We start from the raw sequence: 14,726 nt of genomic DNA on the forward strand, positions 1-14,726 counted from the left end.
ATGTGCTGCTCAGCATCCACATTGTTGAGGGGGGTCTAACGGTGTTCTGGGCACGGCTCGATAAATTCGACGTCCAGCCAGTATTCGGCCTCAGGTTCTTCCACGTCCCCGCCTTCGGCCATCAGCTCCTGCCAGGCGGCCCAGGCTTCAGCCTGCACGTCGGGATGGCAGCCGAGGAAGTCGGCCAGCTCCATCCGCACTTCCGGATCCGGCCCCTCACGCGACAACCCTCGGTCTTGGCGGTAGGCAGCGTCCAAGAGGTCGGCGAGTTCGACAGGCGTCAATTCACGCGGGTGCAGAGGCAGAGGGTAGAGCCAAGCGGTGAAGTCTGGAGTCAGGCACTCTTTATAGAGCTTCTTGACACGAGTTAAGACACCACAAAAACGCCCTCGCCTGCCAGCCGAAGCTGAGGCGGGGACGCTGGAGTTTGGGATTGATCTCTCTCTTCTCCTCAACACTGAGTAAGACCCCTGACCCACACGGGTGCCTCAAGTGAAAGGCCGCTGTCATTCATGCGGCCCTTCGGAGAAGTGGGGTGTCATGGGCTTGGCGATCAGTCTTGGGGCGAACTCCAGATCAAGACGTTTTGCTCATGCCTCGTTCGTCGTTCAGGGAAAAAGCATGCTCCAAAAAGCATGGTAAACGCCAACCCAGCTCCCGAGCAGGAGCATGAACGCCAGCGGCCAGTACTTGCGGAGTCGGTCGCTGATACAGATGACGATGGCTGGCAGCGGCCCAGTCAGCACGACCACGCCCAGGATGGCGTATTGAGTCCAGGGCTCCAATTCGCCCAGATGCTCAACGGCGGGCAGGATGTGGCCCAAAGCAAAGCCCAGTGCGAACATGCAGGCCATCAAGAGGGCGAACGCCAAACGGCGGAAGAGCGGCAAGAGCGGGTGTCGCATGACTCCACTTTGCCCTGCGCCCTCTCGAACCCTTCCCCCTGCCAGAACGCCTCATCTAGACGCATTTCACAGCAAGTATGATTCCAGTCTGAGAGCAGGCCAAAACTGTGGGGGGTCAGTTTCCTCACCTGGCGTTCAAACGAGCGCCCCCGCCCGTAGCCGAAGCTGGAGCGGGGTTAGGCGAGGTAGACATAGCCCGCCCGTACCTGTTCAGCTTCCTCTTCTGTGCTGCAAAACACCTTCGTGTTCTCAATTTGCCCGTAGCAATCCACGCGAGCAGGCACGAGCCAGCACTTCACCGCGCCGTCGTCCCATTCGCGACGCTCAGGCGGTCCCAAGACTTCGATAACGTGATGCTCAATTAAGTTCATGTTGTCTCTCCTCTAGCGGCAGGCCTGCAGGGTGAGGGGGCTGGGGGTGACGCGGGTGTCAGAGCGGAGACCAGACGCGGTTGGTGCAGTGCCTCCAGGATGGATCAAACGTCTTGCAGGCTTGGGTGCTCCGGATCTGCCCTCAGGAGCGCGATCCGCGCCTACCGGTGCACCTCGACTTCTGGCCACTCCCCGGGATGACCCAGCTCCAGCAACCGGATGCGCAAGCCGGGCGGGCTCAGGTCCAGGACCTGTGCCGCGCTGAGGAAGCGGGCCCGTCCCTGCTCATTCTCGTAGAGATTGAGGGTCACGTCGGCGTATTGGAGGTCCCCACACTCCTGGCCGCCGAAAAATTCCAAATAGGCTTTGACGTAACTCTCCGTGGTGATGTCGATCGCCAACGGCTCCCCCGGCATGATCTCAAAGACCAGATCGGCGTTCACGAACCGTTGGAGCGCAGCAAATTGCATGCAGCACAGGTCAATGCTGACGCCTTCCGGCAACTCGATGACGGGCTCCCGCGCACCAGGACCGGGAAGATCCCAGGTGTCGATGAGGCGAACGCGGCTGCGAGCGAGGGTGCTGGTCGTCAGGCCTGGTGCGGCCACTGCGGCGAGGTCATGGGTCATTGGGGTTCTCCGTGTGTGTGGGGACTCCGTGATGGCGGGATGGGGTGGCCGCGCTGGGAGTGCCGCGGGCGAACTGGGGGGTCAAGCGGCTCAGAGATGGGGCCGGCGTGTGGTTGCACACAGGGGGAGGCTCAAGAGTGTTCACTCTCTTACGGTGAAGCCGCTGGGGGTGACGCGGGCCGAACACGGTAATGGGGGGGTCGTACCCCCAGCGTTCTGAACATCGCCCGCAAGTGCGGTGCAGCGTGCGCTGTCGTATTGATTCCAAAGCACAAAAGCGCCTCCGTCCACAGCCGAAGCTGGAGCGGGGTGCTCTGCCGCGTGTTCGGGGGTGGCGTGGTGTGCTGGCGGGGGTGGTTCATGGCTGCGGCACCTTAAAGAAGTGGAGGACAACGGGCTGAGTCATGTCGGGATGGTGGCAGCGCTGGGGGTGACGCGAGTCGAGTTCAGTGGGCATTAGGATGCTTGCATGGCCCATTTCAAGATCTGGTGGGTGGGGAGCCAGTCGGCTCCATACCGGGCGTAATGTGCGTGCTCGATCTCTCCGGTGCGGCTGATGAGGAATTCGGCAGGCATGCGGAAGCGTTCATCGTGCAGGGTGGTGGGGTTCAGGTGCCGGAGGTGTGGTGCGAGGGCATTCAGATGGCGCAGGTCCAACACCCCTTTGAGACTGTGGCCTAAGCCGTAGCGGGCGTAGGTGGCGTCGGTGGGGTCGGCCAGCACCGGGTAGGGCATCGACACCTGTCTCAGGCCCTCTTGCAGCGCACTCACCGAACTGCTCCAGACCGAGACCAGTTGGATGTCCTGCTGGGCCAGCAGAGGCGCGAGGGCAGCCAGCTCGGTCTGCCGAGCGTGGCACACGAGGCAGGTGCTCTGAAGGTTGAACGTCAGCCAGACCCGTTGTCCTCGCAGACTGTGGACACGGTAAGCTGGCGGCATGTCTGCCCCCCAATGGATTGCCTGTGTGTTCCTCACTGACCCGGCGATGCTCTCCCTGGAAATGGCTGTGGTATTCATCCGTGCCTATTCCAGAAAAGAGGCTCTGCGGGTGATTGACGACCAACTCCAGACGTCCGGCAAGCTGATCGGCTTTGAGGGCAACATCAAAACATATGAAGTGCCACGCTTGGAACCGTGTCGCGAGGGGCAAGAGAAGATGATGGAGCAGATGTACTTGGAAACGTTACAACAGTCGATCGGCAATCGGGGCATCGTCGTTAAGCCGCAGTAACAGCCGACCTCTGTCCAGTTGATGGTTGCTGTGGATGCTCACGCCAGCGAGAGTCTGTCCAGCGCCACGCGAGCGGCCCAGGGGTTCAGGTCTGGCTGAACGTTGTGTTTGGCCGGCCAAACGTAAAACCCCCAACAAGTGTCGGGGGTTGACTTAAAAGAGTGCGAGGCTGTGCCTGGGAACACAGAAGCCTAAATGAGTTCGAGGAGTTTTAATGTTGCAAACAGCGCTTGGAGTGCCAGAAGAACGGTTAAAACAATACCGGCCCACTGTTGCACCTGCGCTGGTTGAATTGTTTCCCGTTTTCTGGTAGTTCTCTTATGAATCAAGAAATTTCACCACCTTTAGGGCGCACACTGTTACAGCAGTACGGCTCCGCAATCCGCTCAAATCAACTCGGCCATCGTCTCTGGTGCCAAGGCCTGCACTTCCACCGTGTAGAAGTCGTCCTGTGGCAGGAGGAAGAGGGCGCGGTGTGCCTGACACTGTTGGAAAGTCAATGTGGTGACGAATCAGTGTACGTTCCACCCGAGCTGACTGCACAGGAGACTGTCTCAGCTGACTCCCATTCCCTAAGCGGGCGGGCTGATCTCAACCCTGCGCGGCTTTGGTGCGGTGTGGCCTAAGTGCATGCTCGGGCTGGGGCACTTGAGCGGCGTTCAGCCCACTGGAGTCCAATCGGGACTGGGGCGGCCGTAATAATAGCCTTGCAGCAAAGTCACACCCAGGTTGCGCAGCAACGTGCCTTCATCGGCATGTTCAACGCCTTCAGCCACGACGTCAAGGTTTAGCGCTTGGCTCAGGCCCACAATCGAGCGGATCATGGCCTGCGCTTCAAGGTTGCCCCCACGCTCCAGGGCTGTGACAAATGAGCGGTCAATCTTGAGGCCCGACACTGCCAGCGTGCGCAGAATACTTAGGCTGGAATAGCCTGTCCCGAAATCATCGAGCATCACCCGCACCCCGAGGGCGCTGAGCGCGGCCAGAAGAGCCTGCACCCGTTCAGGCGACTCGATCATCACGCTTTCAGTGATTTCGAGTTCCAAGCGCTCCGGAGGCAGGCCACTGAGGGCCAGTGCCCGCGTCACGTCACCCAACAAGTCGCCCTCCTGAAACTGCCGCACGGAGAGATTGACCGCCACCCGCACGTCTTTCCAAGTGGCTGCCCGCAAGCAGGCTTCACGCAGCACCCACGCGCCCAGCGCAACGATCCCGCCGCTACGCTCAAGGGCCGGGATAAACTCTGCCGGACTTTTGCGTCCCAGCGAAGCGCTGTTCCAACGCACCAGTGCCTCGGCGCACACGGGGCGGCAGGAGTGGGCGTCTACCAGTGGTTGGAAGTGCAGTTCAAATTCGTCTGCCTCCAGTGCCGTGGCCAGAGCGGCGTCCAGCGCAATGGCTTTGACCCGCAGTTCATCCCCGCCGCTGTAAACGTGCAGACGTCCTCCCCCTCTACGGGCATCTTCCAGCGCAATGTATGCAGCGCGGTGCAGGTTTTCAGTGCTGGGGCCGTGCTCCGGATGATGAACCAGCCCCGCGCTGCCAGAGACGTTGAGATCTTGACCCAAGACTGAGAAATTGCGCTGCAAGCTGCCGAGCACGGCCTCGGCCTGGGCTTCTCTAGCGTGCAGGGTTTCTCCGAACAGCAGCAGCAAAAACTCATTGTTGCTGGCACGGGCGAGAATGTCGTGCGGTTTGAGGACTGTTTTGAGTCGGGCAGCCACCTCCCGTAGCAACTGATCACCGCCGGCCGGACCCAACGCTTCGTTAAACTGCTTGAAGCGGTTGAGGTCAATCACCATCAAACTGAGGCCCCCGGACTGCGGCTCTTGGGCGATTACAGCGTTGCTCAGCAGGGCGTGCAGCATGACCCGGTTGGGCAGGCCCGTGAGGTCGTCGTAAAACTTGCCGTGCTCAAGCGCAGCAATCGCTTCGGTGCGGGCGGAGTCGGCGGTGCGGCGCAGGTCGCGTTCATGCTGAATTTCGCGCCGTGTGGAGTGGAGTTCAGCTTCTCGGGTGAGATCTCGCGCCTGGGTCCTTAGGGCGACGTCCCGGAGTTTGTTGCTCAGCGCCGCCGCCTGCTTGAGATGGATGATGGCCTGGCGTGGATCGTCTGTTTCATACAGCTGGGCCAGCAGGTTATGAATGGTCAGAGCGTCCGCCGGCCGCACCGCTTGCTCGCTGATCGCCAGCGCGCGGTGCAGGAGGGGCGCGGCCCGTTGCGGGGTGGGCGAGCCCAGGTACTGCTCTGCACTCACCAGGAGCAGTTCCAATTGGGTGTCGATGTCGCTGCTGTGCTCGCTGAGCGCGGCGGCGTCTGCAAAGGCACGGTCAGCCGCTTTCTGCTGGCCTGTTTCCGCGTAGAGCAGGCCCAAGCTCTGTAACACCCCAGTTTGAACCTGGGGGTTGCTCAGGGCACGGGCGACGTGCAGGGCGCCGGAGAGCAGCGCCTCTGCCTCAGGGTAGTTGCCGCATTGCCGGGCCATTTCGCCGCTGTTCAGGGACATCAAGCATTCTGCGGCCTCGTTTCCAGCGCGGGCGGCCACATCCTTGGCCCGCAGAAACTGTTCATAGGCCTCCTCATACTGGTGCGTGGTCTCATGGATCAATCCCAAGCCGGAATACACGTGTAGGGCGGATTCGAGTGGCTCAGCGCAGCGTGGCAACAAGAGTTGAGCCTGCGTCAGGGCTTCGACCGCTTCGGGGAGCCTCGCCTGCGCGTCAAGGATCAGCGCGGTGTTGCACAGCGCGCGGATCTGGCCGTCCACGTCCCCGAGCCGTTGGCGCAGGAGGAAGGCTTGGGCAATCAGGTTCAGCGCCTCGTCACTGTTCCCGGTGCGGTGGCGAACTTGGGCCAGGAACGACGTGGCGGCGGCCTGATGTGACAGGAGTTGCGTGGAAGCCGCTTCGTCTAGCGCGGCCCGAAAGTGTTGTGCGGCCTCGTGCAGCCGCCCGGTGCGGGTATCGGCCTGGCCGAGCAGCAAGGCGTACCGAACACGCTGCTCGGCGGTCTGGGGTGAGCAGGCGTCCAGCTGCACCCGCAGCCGCTCCAGCGCCCCGATCCGCAGCAGGATATCGGCGGCCATCAGCCGCAGATCCGGCCCGCACGTCGGATCGGGGCAGCCCTGTTCGATCAGTACGGTGAACCGCTCGAGCGCCTGTTCGGGGTGCGCAGCGCTTAGGGTCTGCAGGTTCGCTCGGGCGGCGACGTGCAGGCAACTCGTTGTGTCTGCGTGGGCAAAGACTGAACCAGGCCGGGTCACGCTAGCGGGTCAGCGCGTCGAGATCGATGCGCCCCACCCCCAGTTTTCCGGTGTAGCCGGCGTTGCCGCTCAGGTCGCCGATGTTCTGCGCGGTCGCTTTCAGGCGCTCCGTGCTGTTGGCCGCCGAGCGGGCCGGCCCATGGGTCATTGCCAGCGCGACGCTGCCGGCCACCAGCGGGGCGCTCATGGAGGTGCCGCTCCAAGCTGCGGCTTGACCTTCAGGGGCTGGGCCGACCATGCCCTCGCCGGGGGCCAGCAGAGTGAGGGAGCCGTACTGCGAGAATGAACTCTTGCTCCCAGCGTGATTCACGCTGCCCACCGCGAGGTTCGCCGAGGTCAACCCAAATTCGGCGGCAGGATAATCTAGTCCCTCCCAGCCCTGGTTGCCCGCACTGGCCACCACCACCGCACCCAGCGCGTTGGCGTACTGGATGGCCTGCGTGACCGCTTGAACCGGCACGCCCGCCCCCAACGAGAGGTTGATGACGTTCGCGCCGTGGTCGGCGGCCCACACAATGGCCTGCGCCAGATCATCGACGTCACCCTGGCCCTGCTCGTCGAGCACCCGCAGCGGCATGACCCGTGCGCCGGGCGCCACGGTCAGGCTCAGGCCTGCGACTTCAGAGCCGTGCCCGACTGCGCCGCTGCCCATCTGGCCTTGATCTTGGGGCTGATCGTCGTTATCCACGAAGTCTTTCCAAGTGTGGACGGGACTGAGGCGTCCGGCAAAGGCCGGGTGGTTGAGATCCACTCCAGTGTCGATCACGGCGATGGTGACCCCCATCCCAGGTGTGCGGCCCTGCGCCGTGATACGGGCCTGCGCAGCGTCCAGTCCAATCGAGGTGTATTCCGCATAGTTGGCCGTGTTCGCGGCAGAGGCGCCGCTGCCGCTGCCCCAGAGGCCAATCGTTCCACTGCCCCACAGGCCAATCGTGCCGCTGCCCCAGAGACCAATGGTTCCACTGCCCCAGAGACCAATGGTTCCACTGCTGTTGAAATTGAGCACGCGGAAGACGTCTGCATTGCGCTCGACCGTCACGTCCGGATCGCGTTCAAGCGCTGCGCTTCTCAACGGTCCACCCACCACCCGGAGCAAGGCAAAGTTGGGCGTCCGGATCACCACCGCTCCGCCGTAGCGGGCCGACAGTTGCGCGTTACTGAGAGCGGGGTCAGGAGTCTGCACCGTCATGACGTATTCATCAGAGGCTGCAGGAGCCTGAGGCCCCGTCGGGGCAGCGCAACCGGCCAAAAGCAGAGCGGTAAACAGGGGCAGAGTAAAGTGGGTGAGGCGCATGAGACACTCCTAACTTGAACGTGAGAGGGGAACAACCGCAGAGGTTCCTACAGGTAAATGTAGCCTCCGTGAGTCTTTTATTTGAAGCGATGCACGGTTGAGCCTCTTCATACTAACTTCCCCTTCACTTGGGGGTCGTGAAGTGTAGGGCTAGTGCACTAATCGATTGTTGAGTTTTTCACGCACAGTCCTGAACACGGCCTCACGTAATGGGGGGGTGAATGCTCCCTTGGGATTGACCCGATTTTGCGTAGGTAGAGATAAGCCTCACTCTAGTGGGTCACTTGGTCAAGGCATACGGATTCAGTGGATGACCTGTAGAGTGTAAGCACCAGACCCACCCAGAGGATGTCGTTGTGTCCGGGCCCGTTGACGGCGGGCTCGTCGCTTGCCTCCCCAGATCAAGGGGGTCGGGGGCTGATTCCATCCTCGTGCCGTGGCTTCCAACCACTTGATGAGTTGTGTCGGACTAGTGGGTCACTTGCCATAGGCGTAGGGTATGAGGATGGCTCGTGTCCAGAAGAACCCGCTGCGTCCCCTGACCGAAGAGGAGCGCACGATGTTGGAGCGATTGAGCCGGTCGCATCACACGGCCGTGATCGTCGTGGGTCGGGCGAAGACGTTGCTCGCCGTTTCGACGGGTGGGCCGTATACCGAAGCGGCTCGGCTGTGCGGGCGTCGATCCGGTGAAGGGGTCGCGCGTCTGGTCTCCCGCTTCAATCAACATGGGTTAACCGCACTCCAAACCCGTCCAGGTGGGCGTCCTCCAGTCGTCTACGGTTCCGCTGAACGGAACCGCATCTTAGACACAGCACGCCGTCCCCCAGATCGGGAGCAAGACGGCACGGCGACCTGGTCTCTGGTGACTCTGCAGCGAGTGCTGCGCCGTGAACCCGGGCTCGAACGCGTGAGTACCTTTACCATCTTGGGGGTCTGACACGAAGCAGGGCTGACGTGGCAGCGCGACCGAACCTGGTGCGAAACAAGAAAGGCCAAACGACACCGCAACACAGGCATGGTTGTGGTGCGGGATCCGGATGCTGAGGCCAAAAAAAATGAATCGAACGCGCCTATCTCGAAGGAGAACAAGGCGGCTTGGCCGTGTGGGCCCTAGATGAAGCTGGCCCCTATCAGGCCATTCCTCAGCCTGGGAGCAGCTGGCAACCCCAAGGGCAACCCACGCGTCTCCCACACGAGTATGTCCGGGGTGGGACAGCCAAGTTGCTGACCCTCTTTCATCCGGCCAGCGGTCAGGTTCGTGTCCGTGGGGTGACCAGCTGCGAGGGCGCCGTGCTCCACCCTTGGATGAGACAGACCCTCTCTGAAGTGCTCCAATCCCTACCGGTGGCAACACCGTTGCCACCAGCAGACAACCGTGCCGCTTGGGCCAGGTGGCAGGAAGGACTGAGTGTCAAATTCACGCTGCTTGATCTTCTACCGCCTCTTCGAATGGTGCTGGTGTTGGACAATCTGGTGGGCCACAAGACACCAGAACTGGTGTGCTGGTTCATGGCGCAGGGCATCATGCCGCTCTATACCCCTGTGGCGGGGAGCTGGCTGAATATGGCGGAGTCCATCCAGCGCATCTTGGTTCGTCGGGCGTTGAGCGGCCAATATCCAACCAGTCCGGCACAGATCATTCAATGGTTGGAGGCAACTGCGAGAGGATGGAATGCACGCCCGACCCCGTTTGTATAGGGCGGAACAAGAAGGGCTCGCCGTCAGCGAGCCTATGCGAGACGCCACCCTCTTGGAGGTTCTGGAGCAAAGACCCTGCAGGTCGTCCACTAAACGACCATGCACTAAAAGTGCATGGGTTTGGGAGCGACTAAAGTCGCCTTGACGCCATCAACTTCACGCCGCTCTCCCTTGCAACTTTTTCCTGACCTTGTGCCTCAGTTGTAAGACCGTTTTTACCCTGTCCGCCGAAATGTTTGATCTCACAGCCGCTTGCACTAAAGTACATGGCTTCAGACCAGCGCGTTGGAACAGTGAATTTTAACGAGCAGGACGGAGAATGGAGCGGCCAGAAGTCTTTTTTCTGGCTGCGTAATTCGGAGAACTGCTCTAGATCACGCTCTCCCTGTTTCTGAACTTCTCCTGGTCAGTGCAATAGGTATATGCGTATGCTAGGATATACATATATGACAGTGGCCACCCGTGAGGTACAACTCACCGACATGCTCGAAGCGCTCACCGATCCGGTTCGCGTCCAATTGCTCCGGGTGCTGCGCGAGGGCCATGAACATTGCAAAGACCTGCCCGATTATCTGGGCATTCACGTCAGTGACCTGACCAAACAGATGGATTTGCCGCAGCCCACCGTCTCCCGACATCTGGCCCGTCTGCGGCAGGTCGGCCTGGTGCGTGTCGAGCGGCGCGCACAGTGGATGTACTACACCGCGACGAGGCCGTGATCGCCAGCCTTAAAGACCAGTTCACTCAGCTTTAGCTTTTTTTCGTTGCATACATGCGTGTATTTACATATACAGATGTAAAAGGAGAATTCTGTGTCTACTTCCCCTTCTGTTTCTCAACCCTGGTGGCAGACCGCCGTGGTGTATCAGGTTTATCCTCGTTCGTTTCAGGACTCTGGGCAAGACGGCGTGGGCGATCTGCCGGGGCTGATCCAGCGGCTGGACTACCTGGCCTGGCTGGGGGTGGATGCTCTGTGGATTTCTCCGTTCTACCCTTCTCCAATGGAGGATTTCGGGTACGACATTACCGATTACTGCGGCGTTGATCCTTTGTTCGGGACGCTGGCCGACTTCGATGCCCTGGTGGCCCGCGCCCACGCCTTGGGGTTACGGATCATCCTCGATTTTGTCCCAAATCACACGTCCTGGCAGCACCCGTGGTTCCAGGCGGCGCATTCCTCGCGTGAGCATCCCCAACGGGACTGGTACTTATGGCAGGATCCCAGTCCGTCTGGCGGCCCCCCCAACAATTGGCGGAGCGTGACGGGCCGCTCCGCGTGGACGCTGGATGCAAAGAGTGGCCAGTGCTACCTGCATTCCTTCCTGCCGCAGCAACCGGATCTCAACTGGCGGCATCCGGCGGTCAGGGCCGCACTCTTTGACGCCATGCGCTTCTGGCTGAAGCGGGGCGTGGACGGACTGCGGGTGGACATGGTGGATTTCCTGGTCAAGGATGAGTTGCTCCGCGATGAGCCTGATCCTGAGTACGTGTTTCCAGAGGCTCAATATCACCTGAATCGCCCCGAAACGCTGGACTTACTGCTGGAACTGCGTGCTGTGACCGACGAGTTTCCAGACCGGGTACTGATCGGCGAGATCGTGCCGCACTTGCCTGTGGCACAGGTGCTGCCGTATTACGGCCCAGCAGGCGAGCGGCTGCACCTGCCCTTCAACTTCGCCCTGCTGGACGCGGCGTTCACAGCTCCGGGCCTGCGGCGCGTGATCGGGGCGTATGACGGCGCGCTGCCGCCACACGCCTGGCCCAATTACACCCTGGGCAACCATGACCAGCCGCGTCTGGCCTCGCGCTTTGGGTCTGCGGGGGCGCGGCTGGCCGCCCTGCTGTTGCTGACCCTGCGGGGAACACCCTTCCTATATTACGGCGACGAGTTGGGGCTGCCCGACACCCCGGTGCCTGGCACCCAGATGCAAGACCCCTGGGAACAGGTGCAGCCCGGCGCAGGCCGGGACCCGGAACGCGCCCCAATGCCGTGGGACGCCAGTCTCACGGGCGGTTTCAGTCCGGCCCCGCCGTGGTTACCACTGGCACCGGGCCACGAACACTTGAGTGTGGAGACGCAGCGGCAAGACCCGGCGTCGCTGCTGTGCCTGTACCGGGAGTTGCTGAGGTTGCGCCGCAGCCACCCGGCGCTGCTCCAAGGCGAGTTTCAATGGCATGCCAACAGTCCAGATGATGTGCTGGCGTACATCCGCGCGGGCACTGAGCCTGTGCTGATTGCCCTGAACTTCAGCCAACATCCGCAGCACCTTGATCTGCCCGCAGGCAACTGGCATTCACTCGTGTCTACTGTGACCCAAGACTTTCCGAACTCCGAGAGATCACTGACCCTGCGCCCGTTCGAGGGGCGGCTGCTGGGCCGGGCTACGCCGGAATGATCCCGGATGACTTGTCTCCCATCCGGCGATGGCGGTTGACCAGCGGGGCATTTCTAGGGTTGTGGCTGAGTGGTACCGTGGTGGCCGCGCCGGGGGCGCTGTTGCCGCAGTGGGCGGCCACATTCGGCGATGGGTTGAACTTGGGGGGCTTCTACGCCCTTCAATTCGTGGGTCTGTTGCTCGGCATTTTCCTGAGTGCCCGCACCCCCCATCGGCAGCCGATCTTTGGGCTTGCCCTGGCGCTGATGCTGCTGGGGCTGATCACCGCCAACTTCAGGGTGCTCGGCGGCTTGATTTTAGCGCGCGCAGCTGGGTCAGGGCCAGCTCACGAACCGCGTCTTGAGGCTCCGCTCCTCTCTAGGCAGCACGTGCTCGCAGAGCCAGGCGACAAAGGCTGTTACGTCGGTCTCCACAAGATTCCGAAAGCTTAGGAACTCCTGGATCAGGCTGCGGTAGGTGCTGTTGAAACGGCCCCGCCAGTGTAGGTGGCGTACAGGTTGGCGTGAACGTTCAATCTGCCGGGACACGTAGTCCACCACAACGCTGGGTACATCGGTGGTGTTGTAAGGGAAGCGCCTCTCCTGCTGGAAGGCTTTGAACATTGGCGCCAGACTCAGGCGGTTGGCCTCCTGACTCGGCCCGAGCACCTCCTGCTCAGCAGGGAGCAGCGTCCAGTGGTCGATCAGCTCGTCAATGGTTCAGTGGTGCTGCACCTAGCCTCCGGGAAATTTCCTGCTTTCGGCAGTGTCGGCACTTTTCAGGATGCAGAGAAGGAAATCAGAGCAAGCTGCACTGTAGAAACACTGAGTAACCGCGAATAGGGGTTGACCTGTAGAGCAAAACATGCGAAAGGGACGGTGTTATGGGCCGTCCCGACCTCACTTTACAATCGCTTTCTACCGCTGTCACCCTGCTCAGTCGTTGGATCGCCCCTCACCTTCCACCGAAACTGCTCCATCCACACGAGAAAATCTCGGACGCTGACCTCGTGGCCGTCGCGCTGCTTCAAAAACTGCACAAGGTGCCCTATTTCAGCCGGTGGTGGCAATTTCTGAAGCTAAACCACTTTCCGCACTTTCCTTCTGAACCGCAAGCCCGAATCCGGCTCGCTCGATTGACCCCGGTCGTCGAGCAACCCACCGAAGTCCAGCGTCTGGACTTCGTCGCTGTGGATTCACAGCCGCTCCCTGTTTCGACCTTCAAGCGAGCGCCACGATGTAAATTTCGAGGGGCTCGTCATGGGTTCAGCACGGCTGGGCCGGTGTACGGCTTCAAATTGCACGCTTGGAGTGCGCTGAACGGCAAGATCGTTAAATACGAGATTCGTCCTGCGAATGAGCACGATTTCAGCGTGCTCTGCGAGGGTGTTTAGGGACTGGCCCGCTTACAGCGGGCCAAAACAGATCGGAGACAAGGGGTATCAGTCTGGAACGTGCTTGACCCCTCCAAAGGCAAATGCGAAACAGATTGATCCACGTTGGAAAGAAGAGTACGGAGCCGCGAGGAAGTGCATCGAGTCGGCCTTCTCTGTTCTCGTTGGTGCGGGAGTGCGCTGGGGACAGGTGAAGACGTTCCTCAGTCTCCGGTTGAAGGTCGCCTTGGGCGTCCTCGCACATAACCTGAAATTCACTGACCTCAGTGGCTGATCGCTGACCTGTCAACCCCTTATGTAGTACGTCTGGGTCCATTCCTGATCAGAATGGAGACTGCCAGGCCAGTCCGAGCCGCCAAGTCCGCGTCAACCCCAGGTCCAGCAAGACCGTCGAATAGTCCGGACCGGCTCGGGCGCTCTTCTCGAAAACTGAACGCTATCAAAGGCCACCAAGCCTGCACCATAAGAGCCAGTGCCGAGAGAGTCCGACCTGCTCCACCCCTTTCTCCAGGAGGTTTTTATGTTTGCCCTCGGCCTGGACATCGGAAAAGACTCTCTCTACGCACATTTACGGCTCAACGACGACCTGGAACAGTCACTCCCTGACCTTCCGAACACGCCCACTGGATTCGGGCGCCTGCTGCACTGGGCCCAACAACATGACGTGACGCCAACGGAGCTGCACGTGGTGATGGAGGCCACCGGCGTGTACTGGGAGCAGTGCGCGAACTTCCTATTCGGTGCTGGCTGCATCGTCAGTGTGGTGAACCCCACCAGCATCAAGTACTTCGCCCGCGCCACACTCAAACGGGGCAAGACAGACCGCATGGACGCAGCGGTCATTGCCTTGTACGGCGCCATCATGCGGCCGAAACCTTGGTCACCGCCGAGCACCGCATTGCAGGAACTCAAGCAACTCGTTCGTGAACGCACGGCGTTGTGTGAAGCGCTGACTCAGGATCAGAATCGCCTGCACGCCTCAGAACGCCGGCAGCATGAAAGCCAGACGGTTGTGGCATTGCTGAAGACTCGCATTGCCTTGTTCAAGCAACAGATCTTGGAGCTCGAAACGGCCATCCGAGCACTCATTTGTTCCGATGACCTGTTGCGCGAGCCCTTTGAGTTGCTGACCAGCGTTCCTGGGTTCGGCTTGCTCACTGCGGCGTCTGTACTGGCGGAAACAGATGGGTTTGCCGTGCTGGAGACCGGCAAGCAGATAGCAGCTCACGCTGGCATCGCTCCAGCGCCGTTTCAGTCGGGTACAAGTGTCCATGGCCGAGGGCGCATTTCAAAAACCGGGAATGCTCACCTAAGGCGTTCGGCGTACCTTGCGGCCTTGAGTGTCACACGTAACAAAGGGCATCTGGGTGACTTCTATCGTCGTCTGCGAGCTAATGGAAAGCCGCCCAAGGTGGCGTTGATCGCGCTTGGCCACAAATTGTTACGGACAGGACTGGCCGTCGTGAGATCAGGGAAGCCATTCAGCGAAACGTACGTGAAACCAGCTTCACACCAGGTGTGAAGTGGTTCGGCGAACGGGCGACCACTGTAGACAACCTCCAAAAAC

General features: G+C 60.9%; 15 protein-coding genes and 1 pseudogene. 8 read left to right on the top strand and 8 right to left on the bottom strand.

Going from position 1 to position 14,726, the window contains the following annotated elements:
• Window positions 1-35: 35 nt before the first annotated feature.
• From M1R55_RS18500 to M1R55_RS18520, 5 genes are all read right to left on the bottom strand, one after another.
• Window positions 36-284, bottom strand: coding sequence for a hypothetical protein (locus M1R55_RS18500; protein WP_371827204.1), 249 nt, complete (start codon window positions 282-284; stop codon window positions 36-38).
• A gap of 324 nt (window positions 285-608) precedes the next feature.
• Window positions 609-905: a hypothetical protein gene (locus tag M1R55_RS18505; RefSeq protein WP_249394400.1), complete on the bottom strand. Its 297-nt coding sequence runs from the start codon at window positions 903-905 to the stop codon at window positions 609-611.
• Window positions 906-1,081: 176 nt separating this feature from the next.
• Window positions 1,082-1,276, bottom strand: a complete 195-nt coding sequence (locus tag M1R55_RS18510) for a hypothetical protein (RefSeq protein ID WP_249394401.1) — start codon at window positions 1,274-1,276, stop codon at window positions 1,082-1,084.
• Between the two features lie 161 nt (window positions 1,277-1,437).
• Entirely contained in the window at window positions 1,438-1,905 is a 468-nt protein-coding gene (locus tag M1R55_RS18515) for a hypothetical protein (protein ID WP_249394402.1), read from the bottom strand.
• Window positions 1,906-2,361: 456 nt separating this feature from the next.
• Window positions 2,362-2,844: a redoxin domain-containing protein gene (locus tag M1R55_RS18520; RefSeq protein WP_249394403.1), complete on the bottom strand. Its 483-nt coding sequence runs from the start codon at window positions 2,842-2,844 to the stop codon at window positions 2,362-2,364.
• Here M1R55_RS18520 and M1R55_RS18525 point away from each other — a divergent pair.
• A complete protein-coding gene (locus M1R55_RS18525) occupies window positions 2,843-3,136 on the top strand; it encodes a hypothetical protein (protein WP_249394404.1) in 294 nt (97 codons plus the stop codon). The genes M1R55_RS18520 and M1R55_RS18525 overlap by 2 nt on opposite strands.
• 659 nt (window positions 3,137-3,795) lie before the next feature.
• Here M1R55_RS18525 and M1R55_RS18530 read toward each other — a convergent pair.
• The gene (locus tag M1R55_RS18530; protein ID WP_249394405.1) at window positions 3,796-6,399 is read right to left on the bottom strand and encodes an EAL domain-containing protein; all 2,604 of its coding nucleotides are present in this window, start codon (window positions 6,397-6,399) and stop codon (window positions 3,796-3,798) included.
• A gap of 1 nt (window position 6,400) precedes the next feature.
• A complete protein-coding gene (locus M1R55_RS18535; RefSeq protein WP_249394406.1) occupies window positions 6,401-7,693 on the bottom strand; it encodes a S8 family serine peptidase in 1,293 nt (430 codons plus the stop codon).
• A gap of 505 nt (window positions 7,694-8,198) precedes the next feature.
• On the opposite strand from M1R55_RS18535, the gene M1R55_RS18540 reads away from it, so the two are divergent.
• The 5 genes from M1R55_RS18540 to M1R55_RS18560 all read left to right on the top strand — a co-directional run bounded on the left by M1R55_RS18540 (window position 8,199) and on the right by M1R55_RS18560 (window position 12,218).
• Window positions 8,199-8,630: a helix-turn-helix domain-containing protein gene (locus tag M1R55_RS18540; protein WP_249394407.1), complete on the top strand. Its 432-nt coding sequence runs from the start codon at window positions 8,199-8,201 to the stop codon at window positions 8,628-8,630.
• Between the two features lie 164 nt (window positions 8,631-8,794).
• Window positions 8,795-9,391, top strand: coding sequence for a transposase (locus M1R55_RS18545; RefSeq protein ID WP_249394408.1), 597 nt, complete (start codon window positions 8,795-8,797; stop codon window positions 9,389-9,391).
• A gap of 446 nt (window positions 9,392-9,837) precedes the next feature.
• A complete protein-coding gene (locus tag M1R55_RS18550) occupies window positions 9,838-10,110 on the top strand; it encodes a helix-turn-helix transcriptional regulator (protein WP_249394409.1) in 273 nt (90 codons plus the stop codon).
• Window positions 10,111-10,203: 93 nt separating this feature from the next.
• Complete coding sequence (locus M1R55_RS18555; RefSeq protein WP_249394410.1) at window positions 10,204-11,787, top strand: alpha-amylase family glycosyl hydrolase; 1,584 nt, start codon at window positions 10,204-10,206, stop codon at window positions 11,785-11,787.
• Window positions 11,784-12,218: a hypothetical protein gene (locus M1R55_RS18560; RefSeq protein ID WP_249394411.1), complete on the top strand. Its 435-nt coding sequence runs from the start codon at window positions 11,784-11,786 to the stop codon at window positions 12,216-12,218. Before M1R55_RS18555 ends, M1R55_RS18560 begins: the two co-directional genes overlap by 4 nt.
• Here the strand turns inward: M1R55_RS18560 and M1R55_RS32230 are convergent.
• Window positions 12,102-12,434, bottom strand: a complete 333-nt coding sequence (locus tag M1R55_RS32230; RefSeq protein WP_371827205.1) for a DUF4158 domain-containing protein — start codon at window positions 12,432-12,434, stop codon at window positions 12,102-12,104. The two genes, M1R55_RS18560 and M1R55_RS32230, sit on opposite strands and share 117 nt — an antisense overlap.
• Window positions 12,435-12,649: 215 nt before the next feature.
• On the opposite strand from M1R55_RS32230, the pseudogene M1R55_RS18565 reads away from it, so the two are divergent.
• A pseudogene (locus tag M1R55_RS18565) lies at window positions 12,650-13,433 on the top strand (IS982 family transposase).
• A gap of 246 nt (window positions 13,434-13,679) precedes the next feature.
• On the top strand, window positions 13,680-14,681 hold the full coding sequence (locus M1R55_RS18570; RefSeq protein ID WP_249394412.1) for a transposase: 1,002 nt from the start codon (window positions 13,680-13,682) through the stop codon (window positions 14,679-14,681).
• Window positions 14,682-14,726: the final 45 nt, after the last annotated feature.

Source organism: Deinococcus sp. QL22 (genome assembly GCF_023370075.1).
Lineage (GTDB): Bacteria > Deinococcota > Deinococci > Deinococcales > Deinococcaceae > Deinococcus.

Bases quoted from the DNA above. Each gene is read 5' to 3' on its own strand.
- M1R55_RS18505 (WP_249394400.1), bottom strand. From the start codon at position 905: ATGCGACACCCGCTCTTGCCGCTCTTCCGCCGTTTGGCGTTCGCCCTC.
- M1R55_RS18510 (WP_249394401.1), bottom strand. From the start codon at position 1,276: ATGAACTTAATTGAGCATCACGTTATCGAAGTCTTGGGACCGCCTGAG.
- M1R55_RS18515 (WP_249394402.1), bottom strand. From the start codon at position 1,905: ATGACCCATGACCTCGCCGCAGTGGCCGCACCAGGCCTGACGACCAGC.
- M1R55_RS18525 (WP_249394404.1), top strand. From the start codon at position 2,843: ATGTCTGCCCCCCAATGGATTGCCTGTGTGTTCCTCACTGACCCGGCG.
- M1R55_RS18520 (WP_249394403.1), bottom strand. From the start codon at position 2,844: ATGCCGCCAGCTTACCGTGTCCACAGTCTGCGAGGACAACGGGTCTGG.
- M1R55_RS18535 (WP_249394406.1), bottom strand. From the start codon at position 7,693: ATGCGCCTCACCCACTTTACTCTGCCCCTGTTTACCGCTCTGCTTTTG.
- M1R55_RS18540 (WP_249394407.1), top strand. From the start codon at position 8,199: ATGGCTCGTGTCCAGAAGAACCCGCTGCGTCCCCTGACCGAAGAGGAG.
- M1R55_RS18550 (WP_249394409.1), top strand. From the start codon at position 9,838: ATGACAGTGGCCACCCGTGAGGTACAACTCACCGACATGCTCGAAGCG.
- M1R55_RS18560 (WP_249394411.1), top strand. From the start codon at position 11,784: ATGATCCCGGATGACTTGTCTCCCATCCGGCGATGGCGGTTGACCAGC.
- M1R55_RS18570 (WP_249394412.1), top strand. From the start codon at position 13,680: ATGTTTGCCCTCGGCCTGGACATCGGAAAAGACTCTCTCTACGCACAT.